This is a genomic window from Streptomyces sp. NRRL S-378, assembly GCF_000720645.1.
Classification (GTDB): domain Bacteria; phylum Actinomycetota; class Actinomycetes; order Streptomycetales; family Streptomycetaceae; genus Streptomyces.
Genome location: NZ_JOBX01000005.1, coordinates 197,737 through 216,277 on the forward strand (window position 1 = coordinate 197,737; position 18,541 = coordinate 216,277).

At 72.9% G+C, this 18,541-nt stretch carries 13 protein-coding genes; 3 read left to right on the forward strand and 10 right to left on the reverse strand.

Annotated elements, in window-relative coordinates:
* Window positions 1–98 precede the first annotated feature (98 nt).
* Window positions 99–2,219 (reverse strand): DNA gyrase/topoisomerase IV subunit B, encoded by a 2,121-nt coding sequence (locus IH80_RS0105670; RefSeq protein WP_030958196.1) that lies wholly within the window; start codon window positions 2,217–2,219, stop codon window positions 99–101.
* A gap of 447 nt (window positions 2,220–2,666) precedes the next feature.
* Here IH80_RS0105670 and IH80_RS0105675 point away from each other — a divergent pair, with 447 nt between their 5' ends.
* Window positions 2,667–2,900 carry a DUF7455 domain-containing protein gene (locus IH80_RS0105675; RefSeq protein WP_030028922.1) on the forward strand — a complete coding sequence of 78 codons (234 nt, stop codon included), beginning with the start codon at window positions 2,667–2,669 and terminating at the stop codon, window positions 2,898–2,900.
* Between the two features lie 112 nt (window positions 2,901–3,012).
* Here IH80_RS0105675 and IH80_RS0105680 read toward each other — a convergent pair whose 3' ends face one another.
* From IH80_RS0105680 to IH80_RS0105710, 7 genes are all read right to left on the reverse strand, one after another.
* The gene (locus tag IH80_RS0105680; protein WP_051808835.1) at window positions 3,013–3,939 is read right to left on the reverse strand and encodes a S1 family peptidase; all 927 of its coding nucleotides are present in this window, start codon (window positions 3,937–3,939) and stop codon (window positions 3,013–3,015) included.
* Between the two features lie 136 nt (window positions 3,940–4,075).
* Complete coding sequence (locus IH80_RS0105685; protein WP_030958198.1) at window positions 4,076–5,659, reverse strand: RNA polymerase sigma factor; 1,584 nt, start codon at window positions 5,657–5,659, stop codon at window positions 4,076–4,078.
* A 380-nt stretch (window positions 5,660–6,039) separates the two neighbouring features.
* Entirely contained in the window at window positions 6,040–6,981 is a 942-nt protein-coding gene (locus IH80_RS0105690; RefSeq protein ID WP_308296282.1) for a FadR/GntR family transcriptional regulator, read from the reverse strand.
* A gap of 137 nt (window positions 6,982–7,118) precedes the next feature.
* Complete coding sequence (locus tag IH80_RS0105695) at window positions 7,119–8,909, reverse strand: ATP-binding cassette domain-containing protein (protein WP_030958202.1); 1,791 nt, start codon at window positions 8,907–8,909, stop codon at window positions 7,119–7,121.
* Between the two features lie 241 nt (window positions 8,910–9,150).
* Window positions 9,151–9,897, reverse strand: coding sequence for an NUDIX hydrolase (locus IH80_RS0105700; protein ID WP_030958204.1), 747 nt, complete (start codon window positions 9,895–9,897; stop codon window positions 9,151–9,153).
* 327 nt (window positions 9,898–10,224) lie between these two features.
* A complete protein-coding gene (locus IH80_RS0105705; RefSeq protein WP_051808839.1) occupies window positions 10,225–12,213 on the reverse strand; it encodes a glycogen debranching N-terminal domain-containing protein in 1,989 nt (662 codons plus the stop codon).
* 209 nt (window positions 12,214–12,422) lie between these two features.
* Window positions 12,423–13,688, reverse strand: a complete 1,266-nt coding sequence (locus tag IH80_RS0105710) for a DUF4192 domain-containing protein (protein ID WP_063757249.1) — start codon at window positions 13,686–13,688, stop codon at window positions 12,423–12,425.
* Window positions 13,689–13,810: 122 nt separating this feature from the next.
* Here IH80_RS0105710 and IH80_RS0105715 point away from each other — a divergent pair, with 122 nt between their 5' ends.
* Window positions 13,811–15,970, forward strand: coding sequence for a RecQ family ATP-dependent DNA helicase (locus IH80_RS0105715; RefSeq protein WP_030958207.1), 2,160 nt, complete (start codon window positions 13,811–13,813; stop codon window positions 15,968–15,970).
* Between the two features lie 215 nt (window positions 15,971–16,185).
* Window positions 16,186–16,812 carry a hypothetical protein gene (locus tag IH80_RS0105720; protein WP_030958210.1) on the forward strand — a complete coding sequence of 209 codons (627 nt, stop codon included), beginning with the start codon at window positions 16,186–16,188 and terminating at the stop codon, window positions 16,810–16,812.
* Window positions 16,813–17,065: 253 nt separating this feature from the next.
* Here the strand turns inward: IH80_RS0105720 and IH80_RS0105725 are convergent, their stop codons facing one another.
* Both IH80_RS0105725 and IH80_RS0105730 read right to left on the reverse strand, forming a co-directional pair.
* Window positions 17,066–17,698, reverse strand: a complete 633-nt coding sequence (locus IH80_RS0105725) for a hypothetical protein (RefSeq protein WP_030958212.1) — start codon at window positions 17,696–17,698, stop codon at window positions 17,066–17,068.
* Between the two features lie 59 nt (window positions 17,699–17,757).
* Complete coding sequence (locus tag IH80_RS0105730) at window positions 17,758–18,468, reverse strand: ribonuclease HII (RefSeq protein WP_030958214.1); 711 nt, start codon at window positions 18,466–18,468, stop codon at window positions 17,758–17,760.
* Window positions 18,469–18,541: the final 73 nt, after the last annotated feature.

The window sequence follows — 18,541 nt, forward strand, 5'->3', positions numbered from 1 at the left end:
TACCGGCGCTCTTCACTCCAACAGGTGATGAGCGAAGGGCACCGGCATGCCGTGACGTCCGCCGTCCGGGGCGCCGCCGTCCACCGGTGCCCTTCGGCTCAGGCGTCGATGCGCGAGCGGTCCAGCGTCGCCGCGGAGCTCGTGATGAACTCCTTGCGCGGCGCCACCTCATTGCCCATGAGCAGGTCGAAGACCTGCTCGGCCGAGTCCAGGTCGCCGATGTTGATCCGGCGCAGCGTACGGAAGCGGGGGTCCATGGTGGTCTCCGCCAGCTGGTCCGCGTCCATCTCGCCGAGACCCTTGTAGCGCTGGATCGAGTCCTTGTACCGGATGTTCTTGCGCTGGTACTCCAGAAGGGTCTGGCGCAGTTCGTTGTCCGAGTACGTGTAGACGTACTTGTCCTGGCCCTTCTTCGGCTGGACCAGCTCGATCCGGTGCAGCGGGGGCACGGCCGCGAAGACCCGGCCTGCCTCGACCATCGGCCTCATGTACCGCTGGAACAGCGTGAGCAGCAGGCAGCGAATGTGCGCGCCGTCCACGTCGGCGTCGACGAGCAGCACGATCTTGCCGTAGCGGGCCGCGTCGATGTCGAAGGTCCGGCCCGAGCCGGCCCCTATGACCTGGATGATCGCGCCGCACTCGGCGTTCTTGAGCATGTCCGAGACGGAGGACTTCTGGACGTTGAGGATCTTGCCGCGGATCGGCAGGAGCGCCTGGAATTCGGAGTTCCGGGCGAGCTTCGCGGTGCCGAGCGCGGAGTCGCCCTCGACGATGAAGAGCTCGCTGCGGTCCACGTCGTCGCTGCGGCAGTCGGCCAGCTTGGCCGGGAGCGAAGAGGTCTCCAGCGCGGTCTTGCGGCGCTGCGCCTCCTTGTGCTGGCGGGCCGCGATGCGGGTCCGGGCGGCCGCGACGATCTTCTCCATCACGGCGCGGGCCTGCTGCTTGTCGTCGCGCTTCGTCGAGGTCAGGAAGGCCTTGAGCTCCTTGGCGACCACGGCGGCGACGACCCGGGTGGCGGCGGAGGTGCCGAGCACCTCCTTCGTCTGGCCCTCGAACTGCGGCTCGGCGAGGCGGACGGTGACGACGGCCGTCATGCCCTCCATCGCGTCGTCCTTGACCACGTCGTCCTCGGCGACGCGCAGCAGCTTGGCCGAGCGCAGCACCTCGTTGACGGTCTTGGTCACGGAGCGTTCGAAGCCGGTGACGTGGGTGCCGCCCTTGGGGGTGGCGATGATGTTCACGAAGGACTTGACGTTGGTCTCGTAGCCCGTGCCCCAGCGCAGCGCGATGTCCACGCCGAGCTCGCGGGTGACCTCGGTGGGGGTCATGTGGCCGCGGTCGTCGAGGACCGGGACGGTCTCCTTGAACGTGCCCGATCCCGTCAGCCGCAGCACGTCGCAGGCGGCCTTGTCCTGGGCGAGGTACTCGCAGAACTCGCTGATGCCGCCGTCGAAGCGGAAGGTCTCCTCGGTCTTGCCGGCCCCGTCGATGGCCCGCTCGTCGCGGACGACCAGGGTCAGGCCGGGGACGAGGAAGGCGGTCTGGCGGGCGCGCTGGTAGAGCGTCTCCAGGCTGAGGCGGGCGTCCTTGAGGAAGATCTGGCGGTCGGCCCAGTAGCGGACCCGGGTGCCGGTCTTGCCCTTGGCGATGCGCTTGACCTTGCGCAGGCCGTTCGCCGGGTCGAAGGGGCTGTCGGGGCCCTGCTCGGTGAACATGCCGGGGACACCGCGGCGGAAGCTGATGGCGTGGGTGGAGCTGCCCCGGTCGACCTCGACGTCCAGGCGGGCGGAGAGGGCGTTGACGACCGAGGCGCCGACGCCGTGCAGGCCGCCGGAGGCCGCGTAGGAGCCGCCGCCGAACTTTCCGCCGGCATGCAGCTTGGTCATGACGACCTCGACGCCGGACAGGCCGGTCTTGGGCTCGACGTCCACGGGGATGCCGCGGCCGTTGTCCCTGACCTCGACCGAGGAGTCCTCGTGGAGGATCACTTCGATGTGGTCGCAGTACCCGCCCAGGGCCTCGTCGACGGAATTGTCGATGATCTCCCACAGGCAGTGCATGAGGCCCCGGCTGTCGGTCGAGCCGATATACATGCCGGGGCGCTTGCGGACGGCCTCAAGCCCTTCGAGGACGAGCAGGTGCCGCGCGGTGTAGTTGGAACCGTCCCGGTCTGCTCCGGACAGCAGCGCGCTGGAAGGCACGGACGTGTCGGCGGTCACGCAGTTCGCTCCTCGCTGAATTTCTTTTCTGGCCCGGTCGGGCGCAGGGGTGGCTCGGGTACCCGTCGAAGGGTACCGAGGCCAGGTAGAGCCGATGCAACGCCACCCTCGCGCTTTCCTCAGCCTAGTCCAGATCCGCACGGATGTTCGATCCTCCGGGCGGGTGAAGGAAACATCACGTTCCCTTCCGCGCATGAACCATTTAGGGTTCGGGCACGTCCTCATGAACAACCTGGCACTCACGCCGGGGAGGATGGAACTGCAACAAGCGCACGACTGACAACGCGAAACCGTAAAGCAACGCAATACGGCTCCTTCGCCGCCAACCGGCAACAGCCGGCCAGCTTCGGAAGGAAGTTTCGAGGAAAAGCCGCGAGCGGGAACGTTTTCGGCCTGGTTGGATGTTGACCCTGGTACGACAGCTCGTCGAGCTAGAGAAGAGGCGACGTGACTACTGTTCTGACACCCGCGACCCCGCTGACGGCCGCTGACCGATGCGACCGTTGCGGCGCCCAGGCATATCTGCGCGTCGTCCTGCTGAGCGGCGGTGAACTGCTCTTCTGCGCCCACCACGGGCGCAAGTTCGAGCCGGAACTCAAGAAGATCGCCGCGGAAATACAGGATGAGACCGAGCGGCTCACGTCCGCTCCGGCTGCCCATGCCGAACCCGAGGACCGCTGACACACAGGCCGAACCTCGCATCCGACGAGCCAGGACCGGCCAGGCCGGTCGACGGGCGGCACCCCTGAGACCCAGGGATGCCGCCCGTCCTCACGTCCGCCGCCGGTGCCTCCTAATCCGCACGATGCCCCTGTACGGACCCTGCCCGGGCCCCGGAGGTCCCCCCGTGCGCCCAGGCGGCTTCCTGGGCCCTGCGCGGCCGCCCGGCCCTCTCCGGGGCCGTCACGAAGCCGGCCAGCGGAGCGATGCGCGTGTACACGCCCGGGCTGTCGGCGCGGCCGCAGCCCCGGCCCCACGAGACCAGCCCGATGAGCCGCCCCTGCGCCACCAGCGGTCCGCCGCTGTCGCCCTGGCAGGCGTCCCTGCCGCCCCCGCCGTCCCCCGCGCACACCATGGATTCGGCCCGGTACTGTCCGTCCGCGTCGCCGGGGTAGGCGCGCCCGCAGACCTCGTCCGCCAGCACGGTCACGCGCGCCGCGCGCAGGGCGTACGCATAGTCACCGAAACCACTGGTGTCGCCCCAGCCGTACACGTCCGCGGCGGTACCCGCCTCGTACGCGGGGTGGCCCGCCTCCGCCATGGGGAGCACGTGGTGCGCCGGTACGGCCTCCGCCAGCTCCAGCACGGCGAGGTCCCCGGCGTTGCTCTGCGGGTCGTAGTCGGGGTTCACCCGCGCACCCCGCACCGCGATCTCCCGGCCGTCGGCCCCCCGGAGCTCCGTACGGCCGGCGATCACCCGGAAATCGGACACTGATTCGACCGGGCCGCCGAGCACCTGCTGTCCCAGGCAGTGCGCCGCGGTGACGACCTTGGTCGGGGCGACGACGACGCCCCCGCAGAACTGCCCGTCCCGCGTACCCCCGAACCGGTCACGGCTGGCCAGGGCCACCACCCAGGGGCTGTCGGCCGCCTTCACCGGCTTCCCGCCGATCACCACGCTGTCCGCGGCCGCCCGGGGCATCTGGGCGAGCGGCGCCGCGGCCGCTCCCGCCGCCAGGGTCAGCGCGCCCGCCAGGACACGGGCAAAGGGACGACGCATGAGGCCTCCTGACTCCGAGTGTGCATGACTCCACCCAGAGTGGGATGCCCGGTGGCCGAGCGCACCCGCGCGACCACCGCTGCGGCTGTCGGCGCCGGGCCCCGGCGCCTTCCGCAGCCGAGGCCCGCAGGCCTGCTCAGTCCAGGTAGTCGCGCAGCACCTGGGAGCGGGACGGGTGCCGTAGCTTCGACATCGTCTTCGATTCGATCTGACGGATCCGCTCTCGCGTGACCCCGTAGACCTTGCCGATCTCGTCGAGGGTCTTGGGCTGGCCGTCCGTGAGGCCGAAGCGCATCGAGACCACGCCGGCCTCGCGCTCGCTCAGGGTGTCGAGCACCGAGTGGAGCTGCTCCTGCAGGAGCGTGAAGCTCACGGCGTCGGCCGGGACGACGGCCTCGGAGTCCTCGATGAGGTCACCGAACTCGCTGTCGCCGTCCTCGCCGAGGGGCGTGTGCAGCGAGATCGGCTCGCGGCCGTACTTCTGGACCTCGATGACCTTCTCGGGGGTCATGTCGAGTTCCTTGGCCAGCTCCTCCGGGGTGGGCTCGCGGCCCAGGTCCTGGAGCATCTGGCGCTGCACGCGGGCGAGCTTGTTGATGACCTCGACCATGTGGACGGGGATGCGGATGGTGCGGGCCTGGTCAGCCATGGCGCGCGTGATCGCCTGGCGGATCCACCACGTCGCGTAGGTGGAGAACTTGTAGCCCTTGGTGTAGTCGAACTTCTCGACCGCGCGGATGAGGCCCAGGTTGCCCTCCTGGATCAGGTCCAGGAAGAGCATGCCGCGGCCGGTGTAGCGCTTGGCGAGGGAGACCACGAGGCGGAGGTTGGCCTCCAGCAGGTGGTTCTTCGCGCGGCGGCCGTCCTCGGCGATGATCTCCAGCTCGCGCTTGAGCTTGGGGGCCAGCTTGTCGGAGTTCGCCAGCTTGTCCTCGGCGAACAGGCCCGCCTCGATCCGCTTGGCGAGCTCGACCTCCTGCTCGGCGTTGAGGAGGGGGACCTTGCCGATCTGCTTGAGGTAGTCCTTGACCGGGTCGGCGGTGGCACCGGCCACCACGACCTGCTGGGCCGGGGCGTCGTCCTCGTCGTCCGAGATGACGAAGCCCTTGTTCTCCCCGCCCTCGTCCTCTTCGTCGCCCTCGGCCTTGACCGCGTCGGGCCCCTCGTCCGGGTTCTCGTCCTCGCCGGCCTCGTCGGCGTCCTTCTTGGCCGCGGTCTTCTTCGCAGCCGTCTTCTTCGCGGCGGCCTTCTTGGCGGGCGCGGCCTTCTTAGCGGCCGTCTTCTTCGCCGCCGCCTTCTTGGCGACGGGCTCCGCCGCGGCCTCCTCGACGAGGTCTTCCGGCGTCTGGGGGTCCACCGCCCCGGCCGCCGGGACCGCGGGGGCAGCGGGCTGCGCCGCCGTCGTCCTGGCCGCCGTCTTCCTGACGGGCTCGGTGGCCGTCCGCTTGGCCGGGCTCTTCGCTGCGACACTCTTGCGGGTGGTGCGCTTGGGCGACTCCGCGGCACTGACCATCAGCGTCACACCCTCTTCCTCGAGGATCTGGTTGAGGCTGCGCAGAACATTCTTCCACTGGGTCGCAGGAATCTGGTCAGCCTCGAAGGCCCGACGCACGTCATCGCCGGCGATCTGCCCCTCGGCCTTGCCCCGCTCGATGAGCGCCATCACAGACTCGGAATCGGCGATCTCCGGCGGGAGCGTACGGGATGTGCTGGCCGACACGAACAACCTCTCGGAACGATGGGAACGGCTTCCGACCCCGGGCCTGGTGGTGCTGGACCGGAGCCGACGACCACCGACCGGGGATGGGCCGGCGGCGCGGGCAGGGGCCGGGGAGCTGCACAGCACCCCCAAGGGCTGCTGTCTTCCCTCCGTCGGCCATCACCTCTTAAGTCATCGCGCGACCTCGCGGAGCGTTACGCCCAATCTTCGTGGCCCGAGTCACACCCCGTATCCGCGGGCGCCGGTCATACGGTCGCGCCCCCGCGGTCGCGGAGGGGCCGTGGCGGCTCCAGAGGGAGATCCGGAGGAGGTCCGCACGCCGGTGTCGCCGGGCCCGGCCGGGCCCGGCGACATGTCGTACACCCCCGCGCGCCCGCCCGTCAGTGCTCGCGCGGGGCGGGAACCACGCGCTCGACCTCCGGATGAACCGTCAGAAGCTGGCGCATCGCGTTCTCCGCGCCCGTCGCGTCTCCCGCGGCGAGGGCCTCGACCATTCGTGCGTGGTGGGCGACGCAGGTCTCGCTCGGGCGGTCGCAGGAGGTCATCGGGCTGCCGGAGACCTGCAGGGCGGCCGAGACGATGCCGGAGAGGTGTTCCAGCATGCGGTTGCCGGCGACCTGGATGAGGAGTGCGTGGAACTCGTTGTCGGCGCGCGCGAAGGTGATCGAGTCCCCCTGGCCGAGGGCGTGTCCCATGATCTCGACCATGTCGGCCAGGCGCTGCTGGACGTCCGGGCGGCCGTGGCCGGCGGCGAGGCGGGCGGCGAGCGGTTCGATCGTCCAGCGGAGCTCGCCGAGCTCGCGGCGCTGGTCGTCGCGCTGGGGCCCGAAGGCGCGCCACTCGATGATGTCGGGGTCGAGCAGGTTCCAGTCGGCGACCGGGCGGACCCGGGTGCCCACGTTGGGGCGGGCGCTGACGAGGCCCTTGGCCTCCAGGACCCGCAGCGATTCGCGGACGACCGTGCGGGAGACCTCGAAGCGCTGGCCGATCTCCTCGGGGACCAGCGGGCGGTCGGCACCGAGGTCGCCGGAGACGATCATCTGGCCGAGCTGCTGGACGAGTTGGCCGTGCAGCCCACGGCCGCGGCTGCCTGCCGCGCGGCGGCCCACCCGGCTCAACTCGACGTCGGCGCCGTCCCAGTGGGGTGGTCCGACGCGGTCGGACCCGGGGGCCTCCGCGTAGGGGTAGCGGTCGAGTTCGCCCGCGCCGGCGAGGCCGGAGTCGGCATGGCGGGCGGCGGTCATCATGGTGTGCGCAAGGGTACTCACGAATCCTTTGTCGGTCGTGCCTCCATGACCCTTGAGGTCTTTGGTGAAAAGCACACGAAAGGGTGATCGGCGCCACCTACGCAATTGACGACTTATCGTAAAGAACCGGACCTATTGCGGGGAGTTGCGGTCCGCTTGACGCGACATGGACGACAACGGTCCCGTCCGTGACCGCTCCGGCACCGGAACGATCACCAACGGACCCTGCTGCGCAGTCCGGTGAACCCATAGGCGCACAACAGGACCATCAGCGACAACAGCAGGGCGGTCGCAACAGGCTGGGTCATCACCCGGAGGGCCCCCACCAGCAGCCGGTCCGCCTCCGGCGGCCACTGCACCCAGGACAGGCCCCGCAGCCGGGACGCCAGGCCGGTCACGGGGTACGCGGACGACCCCTCCAGTGCCTCGCGCACCAGCGGAACCACACCCACGGGTACGGCGAGCACCGCCGCCAGTCCCGCGGTGGCGGACCGGAAGACGCCGGAGGCCAGCACGCCGGCCCAGGCGCAGCCGATCAGCAGGCCGGTCCAACTCGCCGCCGGCGAGAGCCACTCCGCCGGGGCCCGCAGGGGGCCGCTGTCGAAGACGAGTGCCAGGGCGGCGGCATCGGCCGCGACCACGGCGGCGCCCAGCAACAGGGCGAGGGCGGCGCAGACACCGAGCTTCGCGGTGAGCAGCCCGAGCCGCCGCGGCACGGTGCCCCGGTCGGCGGCGAGGGCGGGGTAGCGGTATTCCTCGCCGAAGGCCAGCGCGCCGAGCAGACCCGCGCCGAGGGCTGCGGGGGGCAGCGGCAGCAGCCCGGGCCAGGCAGCGAGCAGCCTGGCCTGCGGGGTCTGCCCGGCCCGGGCCAGCACCAGGGCGGTGAGGACGGAGACCACGAGCACGAGGGCGGCGGTGAGGGCGGGGGTGGCGGTGCCGAACACGCGGAGCAGCTCGTAGCGCAGGGGCCGCAGCGGCCCGCCCACGCGCCGCACGGCCGAGACCGGTCCCTGGGAGCGGGCTCGCCGGGCACGGCCACCGGAGTCCTCGGAAGCCTCGGCACGCTCCGGCGCGGTGCCGGCCCCGGGGGCGGCCGCGGCCCTGGCGTGCGGGACCGGGGGCGTCGGCGCGCCGGCGTCGCCCGTTTCGTCGGCGAGCTGGTGGACCAGTACGCCGTGGCGGAACGCGGCCTCCCCCACCTCGGCGCAGTTGCTGCCGTACACCGACAGGCGACTGCCACTCTCCTCGACGATCTCCACCGCGCGCTGGGCCGCGCGGGCTTCCCTGCCCAGTACGTCGGCCAGCCGGGCGGCGTGCGGGGTCCGCACGGCGACCCTGGGCCTCAGCCGGGTGCGCGCGAACTCCACGGCTTCCTGGTCGGCCACGAGGCGGCCGCCCTCGATGCTGACGACGCGGTCGGCGCTCCGGGCCGCCTCCTTGGCGTCGGCGGTGGTGAAGAGCACGGCTCCCCCGTGGGAGGCGTGGCCGCGCAGCAGCCCGTGCAGCCAGCCGCGTTCCCGGGGGGAGAGGCCTGTGGTGGGCTCGTCGAGGAGCAGGGTGCAGGGATCGCCGAGCAGCGCCGCGGCGAGGGCGACCCTGCGTTCCATGCCGAGCGACAGCGAGCCGAGGCGCTCGTCGCGCAGGCCCGCGATGCCGACGACCTCGAGCATGGTGTCGGCCCGGGAGGCGGGCACCCCGGCGGCGGCGCAGAGCATCCGCAGCTGGTTGCGGACGGACCGCGCCGGATTACCCGGTACGTCTCCGAGCACCACTCCGACCTCACGGCCGGGGTGCGGGATCCGGTGCAGCGGGCGGCCGCGGAAGTAGGTGACCCCGCGGCCCGGTTCGAGTTCGAGCATGAGCCGCAGGGCGGTCGTCTTGCCCGATCCCGGCTCGCCGAGCAGGGCGGTCACCTGCCCCGGGCGGGCCTCGAAGGTGAGGTCGTCCACCAGGGGCGGGGCGTCGGAACGTGGTTTGCTGGTGAGTCCGATGGCCTGGAGCATCGCTTCTCTCGCGGGGGGTGAGACCGCTCAGCGGCAGAGTGAGTACCCCAAGCAAGATAACGCGATATGTCCGATTTTCGGCGCAACCGGTCCGATGGAATGCCGATCGTTCCGTCAGGCTCGCCTCCAGACAGGGGCGTGCCCTCCACCGGGGGCCCGTCCTCGGCCGGGGGCCGGGGGCGGCCGGGGGCCGGGTGCGGCCGTCGGCCGGTGCGGGACCCGTGGTGCGTGCGCCGCGGCGTCAGACCTCCGGGCGCAGCATCGGCGGATTGAGCAGGGTAGCCCCGCCGGCTCGGAACAGCTGCGCCGGGCGCCCGCCCTGACGGGTCGTCGTTCCGCCGGCCGGCACCAGGAAGCCGGGGGTACCGGTGACCTTGCGGTGGAAGTTGCGCGGATCCAGGGCCACCCCCCACACGGCCTCGTACACCCTGCGCAGTTCCCCGACGGTGAACTCGGGCGGGCAGAACGCCGTGGCCAGGGAGGAGTACTCGATCTTCGAGCGGGCCCGCTCCACACCGTCGGCGAGGATCTGCGCGTGGTCGAAGGCGAGCCCTGCGGAGCCTTCGCCGCCGAGGGCCAGCAGTTCGTCGACGGGGGCCCAGCGCGCGCTGTTGGCGTCGCCGCCGGCCCGGGGCGCGGGGAGGTCCGGAGCCAGCACCAGATGCGCCACGCTGACGACCCGCATGCGCGGATCCCGCTTCGGGTCGCCATAGGTGGCCAGCTGTTCGAGGTGCGCCCCGTTGCCCGCGCCCGGCATGGCGGGGTCGTGCGCGCACAGGCCGGTTTCCTCGGAGAGCTCCCTGGCGGCCGCGGCCGCGAGGTCCTCCTCGTCGCGGACGAATCCGCCGGGCAGCGCCCAGCGCCCCTGGAACGGCTGCTCACCCCGCCGGACGACCAACGCGCAGAGCGCGTGGCGCCGCACGGTGAGCACGACCAGGTCGACGGTGACTGCAAAGGGCGGATAGGCCGACGGGTCGTAGGGCGACATGAAGCGATCATAGTCGTCTGCCTGACGATAAACAGCGCTTTGGTGACCTTGAAGACAATGGCCCACGGGCCGGCAGGTGTGCCGGGCGGGCCCGGCCCGCGATGTGCGCGGGCCGCGAGCCCCGGTCGGAACATCACAACTCGCAGGAAGCCCGGCCCCGGCACCCATCTAGTGCTGTGGCCGGAAAGGTTGGCCGGGTCGCGGCGTCCGGTGCGGTGCATCGCAAGGCGGAGGGCCGCGGCTCGTACCGGACGGACGTGCGCGGTCCGACAACGCGGCGAGGTGCCGTGCCGGGCGTCGCGACCCGGAACCTTTCCGGTCACAGCACTAGCCACCCAGTTGGAGCGCATCCGCGGCCTCCTCCACCATGCCGAGGCCGAGTCGGCTGACCCGGACGGCGAAGGGCTCCCCCGCCACCCGCAGACCCGCGAGCCGGATCGCGCCGAGGGGGGCACCGGGGAGCGGTACGAGGGCGACGGTGCCCGCAGGGGCGTCGGGGCGGATTCCGGCGAGGGCGGTCAGCGCGTGGATCCCCGCGGCCGCGGCCACGGCGGCGGGGCGGCAGGCCGCCGGGTGGGGAACGGGAACGCTGCCGGCGGTGCGCTGCTCGGCGGCGAACATCTCCGGCAGCCGGTATCCGAAGGCTTCCGCCGCGTCCAGGAGACCTCTGAGCAGGCCTGCCGCCTCCTTCTCGAAGCCCGCCGCGGCCAGGCCGGACACGGCGACGGCGCTCTCGTAGGCCCTTACCGCACCCGAGCGGTGGCCGAAGGGGTTGTGTCCGGGCTCCTTGAGGGCCATGCTCCGCAGCCCCCAGCCGCAGTCCATGGCGGGGGCACCGAACAGCCGGGCCAGCTGCTCGGCCCGGGTCCGGTCGAGGAGCCCGGGGGCGAGCCGGCCGCCGCCGGCGAGGCCGGTGTCGAGCAGGTGGGAGGCGGCTCCGGTCAGTCGCGGCAGCGGCCGCCCGTCGGGGTGCAGGGCCGCAGCCGGACGGCCGCCGTCCGGGCCGTCGATCCAGAACCTTTCCCGGAACCGCTCGCGCAGCGCGGCCGCCCGCTCCCGCCACTCCTCGGCACCGGGTCGACCGCATCCGGCGAGGAGGTCCGCGCCCAGTACGGCGGCCCGGTGGGCGTGGGCCTGGGTCTCACAGCGCCGGGGGCCGGGGTGGGGATCGGCCAGGAAGCCGTCCTCGCCGAAGGCGCCGCGCAGCCAGTCGAGGCACCGTTCGGCCGCCGGCAGCAGCCGGGCGACCTCCTCCTCGGCCATGCCCCAGAGGCGGGCTTCGGCCAGCACCGCCGGAAAGGCGAGGGTCGCCTCGGTGCCGGTGCAGGCCGGCGGCAGCTGGGGGCCCGCTCCGCGCAGGGGGCCAGGGATCCTGCCGGCGTCGGCGCCGTGTCCCGCAGCCTGCGTCCGGGCGAGGATGCGCAGGGTGGCGGCGGCGAGCCCGGTCCCCAGTGGCAGCGCCATGCGGGCGGCCCAGAGCGACTCCGCCGGCGCCAGACCGAGCCGCCAGGGCACCCCGGCCACCGCGAAGACGTCGCCGGGCTGCTCGGGGTCCCGCGAGAGCAGCGCGCCCAGGTCCTCGACGCTCGCCCGGAACCACGCCTCGGTCCTCGGGTCGTCCCCTTCGGCCCGGGCGTCGGCCAGCGGGTTGGCGACGTGGCCGACGGGGGCCCGCACGACCCGGTCCTGCACGGTCCGCAGCTCGATGGTGCGGGTTTCGCCCGGGCCCAGTTCGAGTTGCCAGCGCAGCAGTCCGGCCGAGGCCACGGCGTCGTCGGGCGCGGGCTCCGCCGTGGTGACGGCCTGTGCTCCGCCCGTGCTCCAGCGCAGGCCGGCGGCGTGTACTCCGGCGGGCAGCTCCGGCCCGGCCCGGCCGGCGGCCACCGCGGCCAGCTCCGCCAGGTCGGTGCCGAGCAGCACCTCCACGGGGAGGCGTACCGGCCGGGCCGTGAAGCTGCGCAGGGTGATCCGTTCGGTGCCGTCGGCGTGGCGGATCCGTTCCACACCGATGTCCGGGTCGGGGCCGGGCTCGGCGCCGGTGCGCACGGTCGCGCTGAAGGCGGCGCGGTCCGCGCCGAGGCTGCGCCCCTGGAGGGCGACCGGTTCCCGGCCTCCGACGCGCAGCACGCAGCGGGAGAGGAGCCGGCGGCCGGAGCGGTAGAACCCGTCGATCCCCTGCCCGGTCAGCTGGCCGTGCTCCGGGGAGATGACCAGACAGGGCGCGGCGACGCAGATGACGGCGCCGTGCACGGGCGGCAGCTCGGGTCTGCGGGCCGCGGGCACGCCGGCTGGGCGGGGAGGTGCGGGGTGAGACATGTGTCGCCTTGTCTGCGCTCCGGTGGGTTCAGCTGGGCGGCGGCGCGGCCGGGGCGGCACCTCCCCCCAGCTGAACGCCCCCGGCCCCGCCCGGGTCACGGGCCGCGGCTCCGGACGGGTGCCATGCGGCCGGAGCCCGCTCCGCGAGGCCGGGCTCAGAGCGCTGAGGAGCGGCCGTGCGGGCCGGCCGTACGGCGGCCGGCGCGCGCTCACTGCCCGCTCCCGGCAGTGCGGCGGGAGCCTCGGCGGGGTGCCGTCCGGCCCCGTCGGCCGGGCGGCCTGGTGACGGCGGCGGAGCGGCTGCGCCGGGGCTCCCGGCGGCGGCGCTCCTCCCTCAGGCACTGCCGCAGTCCTTCGGGGTCGATCCCCTCGTTGCAGGCGTGGTGGAGCAGTTGGGCGAAGCGGTATTCGGCATCGGCCCGCAGGGCCAGGCCGAGGGCGATCCGGGCGGTCGGTTCGTCTCCGGTGGACCAGGAGACCCAGCCGGCCAGGGTGAGGGGGGCCGCGGCGTGCTCGCCGTAGGCGCCGACGCAGCGGCGGGCCAGGGCCCGCCACAGGCGCAGGGCGGGGGCCGCCTCCTCCCCCTCCATCCACTCGGCTGCGATGTCCCGGACCTCGCGGTCCTGGAGGCCGAGGATCAGTGTGGCGGCCTCGTCGTGGCCGAGCAGCGCGTCGTCCCAGTCGTCGCCCCGGGCGCCGCCCTCCACGGGTGGCGCCAGGGTCATGCGCCGCATCAGGTCCTGTGCCAGCGTGATGGTCTCGGCTCCGACCTCCTCCCGGGTGGCCCCGTGGAGGATCCTCGGCATCAGGGCGGCGGCGGCCCGGTCCAGTGCCCGCTCCGTCTCCTCGGCCAGGGCCCCGCGCAGGGGTGCCAGCCTGCCCTCGATCTCTTCGAGGGAGCCGCGGATCCGGAGCCCGGCGAAGGTGGCGGCGGCGGCCATCACCGAGGTGCCGACCGGGGCGAGGGGGCTGCCCTCGGCGGGGCAGCACCGTTCGTCGGGGCAGACGTAGGACCAGAAGCGGCCCGCTGACAGGCACAGCGCTTCCAGCACCGGCACGTCCAGGGCGCCGCAGGCCAGCCTGATCCGTTGGGCGAACGGCCGCAGCCGGGTCATCACCCTCTGGCCGTCCTCCTCCCCGCGGGGCTCCTGGCAGAGGTAGACGACGATGCCGTCGGGCTTGCCCCCGCGTCGTTCGCTGCCCCGGATGAGGCAGTCCGCGACCTGTCGTGCGGTGTCCTCCCACTCGGCGGCAGCAGTGGGGATGCCGACGCGGAGCCGGCCGCCGAAGCGCCCGCCCTCGCCGTGCACGGCGACCATGACGAGGGAGTCGGACGGGTGGAAGCCGAGCATGTAGGGCAACGCATCGGCCAGTTCGGCCGGGCTGCGCAGGGTGATCTGAGGTTCACTGGTGGTTCCGGCCGGACTGATGAAGGACCGGTCGGACGGACGACGGGATTCGCTGTTGTTCGTCATGCTCCGAAGGTCCCGTGCGTGATCCGATCCCGAAAGCCCTGTGGATAAGTGTTGACGCTTCAACTTCCACAGCGTGCGAGCAGCATTGGCGCGATGTCGGAGGCATCGGGTTGCATGGGGGCATGAACGCAGACCTGAGGTCCTCGGCCGACTCCGTACTCGCCCGTCTCGTGGGGGACCCCACGGGCACCGCCCGGCTGCGCGAGGACCAGTGGCTCGCGATCGAGGCCCTCGTCGCGCACAAGCGGCGGGCGCTCGTGGTCCAGCGCACGGGCTGGGGCAAGTCCGCCGTGTACTTCGTCGCGACGTCGCTGCTGCGGGCAGCGGGCGCCGGACCGACCGTGATCGTCTCGCCGCTCCTCGCGCTGATGCGCAATCAGGTCGAGGCAGCGGCCCGGGCCGGGATCCGCGCCCGCACCATCAACTCCGCCAATCCTGAGGAGTGGGAAGGGATCCAGGCCGAGGTCGCGGCGGGCGAGGTCGACGTCCTGCTGGTGAGCCCGGAGCGGCTGAACAACCCGGACTTCCGCGACCAGGTGCTCCCCAAGCTCTCGGCGGCCACCGGCCTGCTCGTGGTGGACGAGGCGCACTGCATCTCCGACTGGGGGCACGACTTCCGCCCCGACTACCGCCGGCTGCGCACCATGCTGGCGGACCTCCCGCCGGGCGTCCCGGTCCTCGCGACGACCGCCACGGCCAACGCCCGCGTGACCGCCGACGTCGCCGAGCAACTGGGCACCGGCGCCGGCACGGACGCGCTGGTGCTGCGCGGCCCGCTGGACCGCGAGAGCCTCAGCCTGGCGGTCCTGACGCTGCCCGACGCGGCGCACCGGCTGGCCTGGCTCGCGGACCACCTCGGCGAGCTGCCCGGATCGGGGATCATCTACACGCTGACGGTGGCGGCGGCCGAAGAGGTCACCGCGTACCTGCGCCACCGCGGGCACACCGTGTCCTCGTACACCGGCAAGACGGAGAACGCCGACCGCCAGCAGGCCGAGGACGACCTGCAGGCGAACCGGGTCAAGGCGCTGGTGGCCACTTCCGCCCTCGGGATGGGCTTCGACAAGCCCGACCTGGGCTTCGTCGTGCACTTGGGGTCGCCCTCCTCGCCGATCGCCTACTACCAGCAGGTCGGCCGTGCGGGCCGTGGCGTGGAGCACGCGGAGGTCCTGCTGCTGCCCGGCCGGGAGGACGAGGCGATCTGGCAGTACTTCGCGTCGGTCGCCTTCCCGCCCGAGGAACAGGTGCGCCGCACCCTCGACGTCCTGGCCCAGGCGGGGCGTCCGCTGTCGCTGCCCGCCCTGGAGCCGCTGGTCGACCTGCGCCGCACGCGGCTGGAGACCATGCTCAAGGTGCTCGACGTCGACGGCGCCGTGCACCGCGTCAAGGGTGGCTGGACCTCGACGGGTGAGCCGTGGGTGTACGACGCCGAGCGCTACGCCTGGGTGGCCCGCCAGCGGGCCGCCGAGCAGCAGGCCATGCGCGATTACGCGGCGGCCACGGGCTGCCGGATGGAGTTCTTGCGCCGACAGCTCGACGACGAGGAGGCCGCACCCTGCGGCCGCTGCGACAACTGCGCGGGGGCGCGGTTCACCGCCGAGGTGTCCACCACCGCGCTGGACACCGCGCGCGGCGAGCTCGGCCGCCCCGGTGTGGAGTTGGAGCCGCGCAAGATGTGGCCGACCGGTCTCGCCGCGGTCGGTGTGGACCTCAAGGGGCGTATTCCCGCAGGGGAGCAGGCCTCGACGGGCAGGGCCCTGGGCCGGCTGTCCGACATCGGCTGGGGCAACCGGCTGCGCCCGATGCTCGCCCCCCAGGCTCCCGACCAACAGGTTCCGGATGATGTCGCGCAGGCCGTGGTCGCGGTGCTCGCCGACTGGGCCCGGGGCCCCGGCGGTTGGGCCTCGGGAGCACCGGACGCACCGGAACGTCCGGTGGGTGTGGTCGCGCTGCCGTCGCGCAGCCGCCCCCAGTTGGTCGGTTCGCTGGCCGCACGGATCGCCGAGGTGGGGCGGATGCCCCTGCTGGGTACGGTCGCCTACACCGATCAGGTACCCGAGTTCGGGCTGGCGTCCTCCAACAGCGCCCAACGGGTCCGAGGTCTCCACCACGCCCTGGCCGTTCCGCAGGAGCTGGCTGCGGCGCTGGAGCGGACTCCCGGGTCGGTGCTCCTCGTGGACGACCGCGCGGAGAGCGGCTGGACACTCGCCGTGGCCGCCCGGCTCCTGCGACGTGCAGGCGCAAAGGAGGTGTTCCCGCTGGTGCTGGCGCTCCAGGGGTGACCCGATGCGTCGTTCTCGGCGTGGCGGGGCAAGGATATGAGCGGCATACCGGCGAATTCCGGTCGGCGTCATCAATTGCTCGTTGCCGCATGCTCGGAAGCCACGCGAGAATTGGAGTGCTCCCGCTCGGCTCCTCGGCACCCTCCTGGGCCGCGCTGCGGCGCGCCCTGACTCCAGCCGTGCCCGTCCGCGGGCGTGTACCCGAAGGGAGGAACGTGACCTTCGGATTCACGCCGCCTTCGACTTCGTCTCTGGCATCTGCCACCGGCGCGAGTCGGCACGGCAGACTGCTGGAACCGTCCGAGTGGACGTCGGCGGGCATTCCCCTGTTGCGCAATCCGCGCGAGGTCGTCAGCGGGCTGCACTCCCGGCACAGCCCGGTGCCCTCGACCGCGGTGATCGCCGTCCTCGGCCCGGAGGAACAGCTCGTGGCGAGCGCTTCCTTCGTGCAGCGCTCCGCGTCGGCCGACGGCTGGGAGTACCGCAACGCCCTGCTGTCCCGGCTGCGCCGGGTCCTTCCGCACGACTTGCGGCGACGGACCCCGGTACGGACGGCCGTGCTGCTCTACTGCCGCGAGGGCGACGAGCGGTGGACCCCGGAGGACGGGGCGTGGATGTGGGGTCTGCGGGACGCCTGCACGCTGCACGGGCTGCGCTGCGGTGCGTACATCACGCTGACCCGTGACGGCTGGCATGTGCTGGGCGAAGGCCGGGGCGGCCGGCGGCCCAGCTCGGACTCGCGCCCGCAGCGGCTCGGCGACACGGTGGCCGAATTCGCCCCGCTCGCCCTGCACACCGGTGGCGGCTCGGTCGAGGCCCTGCGCCGGACCGCCGCGCGCTGAATCCGTAGCGACTCTCGGCCCCACGCGGCCCTCGGAGCTCGTTCGCGATGGCAGAGCCGGGTCGCGGGCAGGCCTCACGGCCGTACACCCGGGACCGGGCGTACGGCGGATCAGGCTTCCGGCACCTGCAGGGGGGCCCGCACGGGCGGCGGCTCAGGCCACGGCTCGCGCCTCGGCCCGGGTCGCGGCCCGGGCTTCAGCGGGGCCGGCTCGACGCCCGCCCCGCCCCTCGCCCGTGCCGGGGTACAGGGCGTCAGACGCCCGCACCCAGCACGGAGTTGATCTGCTTCGGGTCGCCGCACACGATCAGCAGCGCACCCGCCCGGGTGAGCGCGACCGGCAGGGAGGCCGCGACGGTGTCGACCGAACCGCCGTTGGCCGCGAAGACCACGACGGGACGGCCGGCGGCACGCTCGACCTGAGCCGCGTCCGCGTAGAAGACGTCGTCCCCGGCGTCGTGCAGGGCCCAGTACGCGGCCTCGCCGAAGGACAGCTCGTGAGCGGCCCACGGGTGCGGGTCGCCGACGGTGAGCACCAGGATGTCGCCGGGCGCGCGCCCGGTGTCGAGCAGCAGGTCCACGGCCTCTTCGGCCGCGTCCAGCGCACCCTCGGCGGACGCCGGGATCAGCTGGATCTGCGGCACCGCCGCGGAGACGGACGGTGCGGTGGGGGCTGCGGGTGCGGGTCCGGGGGTGGCCTGCGCCGCACGCTGTGCGGGGGGTGCGGGCCGGGCGGGACCGGGGCGGCCGGGCCGCGGGACGGCGGCGGGACGCGGACCAGGTACGGGGCGGGGGGTCTGCGCGGTGCGGCTCGCGGCCGGCGTGACGCGGGGACCCTGGGCACTCTCGTGAATCTGAGGCTCCTCGATGGCGGGGGTGAGAGGCATGAGTTGATATCTATCAAACACCGGTACGAAACGTACCGGTCGGTGGCACATGGGTGCGATCAGAATTCGAAGCCGAGTTGGCCTCCGTTTTCCAGCTCCATCGACTCCTCGCTGCGGCGCACCTTCTTCAGGTGGCGCCACCTGGGCAGCGCGTCGAGGTAAGACCATGACAGCCGGTGGTAGGGGGTGGGTCCCCGCTCCTCCAGGGCCGCCCGGTGCACGGGCGAGGGGTAGCCGGCGTTGGCGGCGAAGGCGAAGTCCTCGATTCCGCCGCCCTGTTCGCCGAGTTCGGCCATCATGCGGTCGCGACGGACCTTGGCGATGACCGAAGCCGCGGCGACGGCGATGCAGGACTGGTCGCCCTTGATCACCGTACGAACCCGCCAGGGCGGGCCGAGATAGTCGTGCTTGCCGTCGAGTATCACCGCGTCGGGCCGCACCGGCAGGGCCTCCAGCGCGCGCTCCGCCGCGAGCCTCAGCGCGGCCGTCATCCCCAGTTCGTCGATCTCCTCGGCCGTGGAGTGCCCGAGCGCGTACGCGGTGACCCAGCCCTCCAGGACGTCGAGCAGGGCGTTGCGCCGCTTGGGGGTGAGCAGTTTGGAGTCGGTGAGCCCGGCGGGCGGCCGGCGCAGGCCCGTGATGGCCGCGCACACGGTGACGGGACCGGCCCAGGCCCCTCGTCCGACTTCGTCGACCCCGGCGATGATCTTGGCGCCGGTGGTTGCACGGAGGGAGCGCTCGACGGTGTGGGTGGGTGCTTCGTACGGCATGGCGCCAGCAAGGTTACGCCGCCCCGAGCCCACTGCACACCCCCGCCCCGCCCCGACCGGCACGGGACCGGCC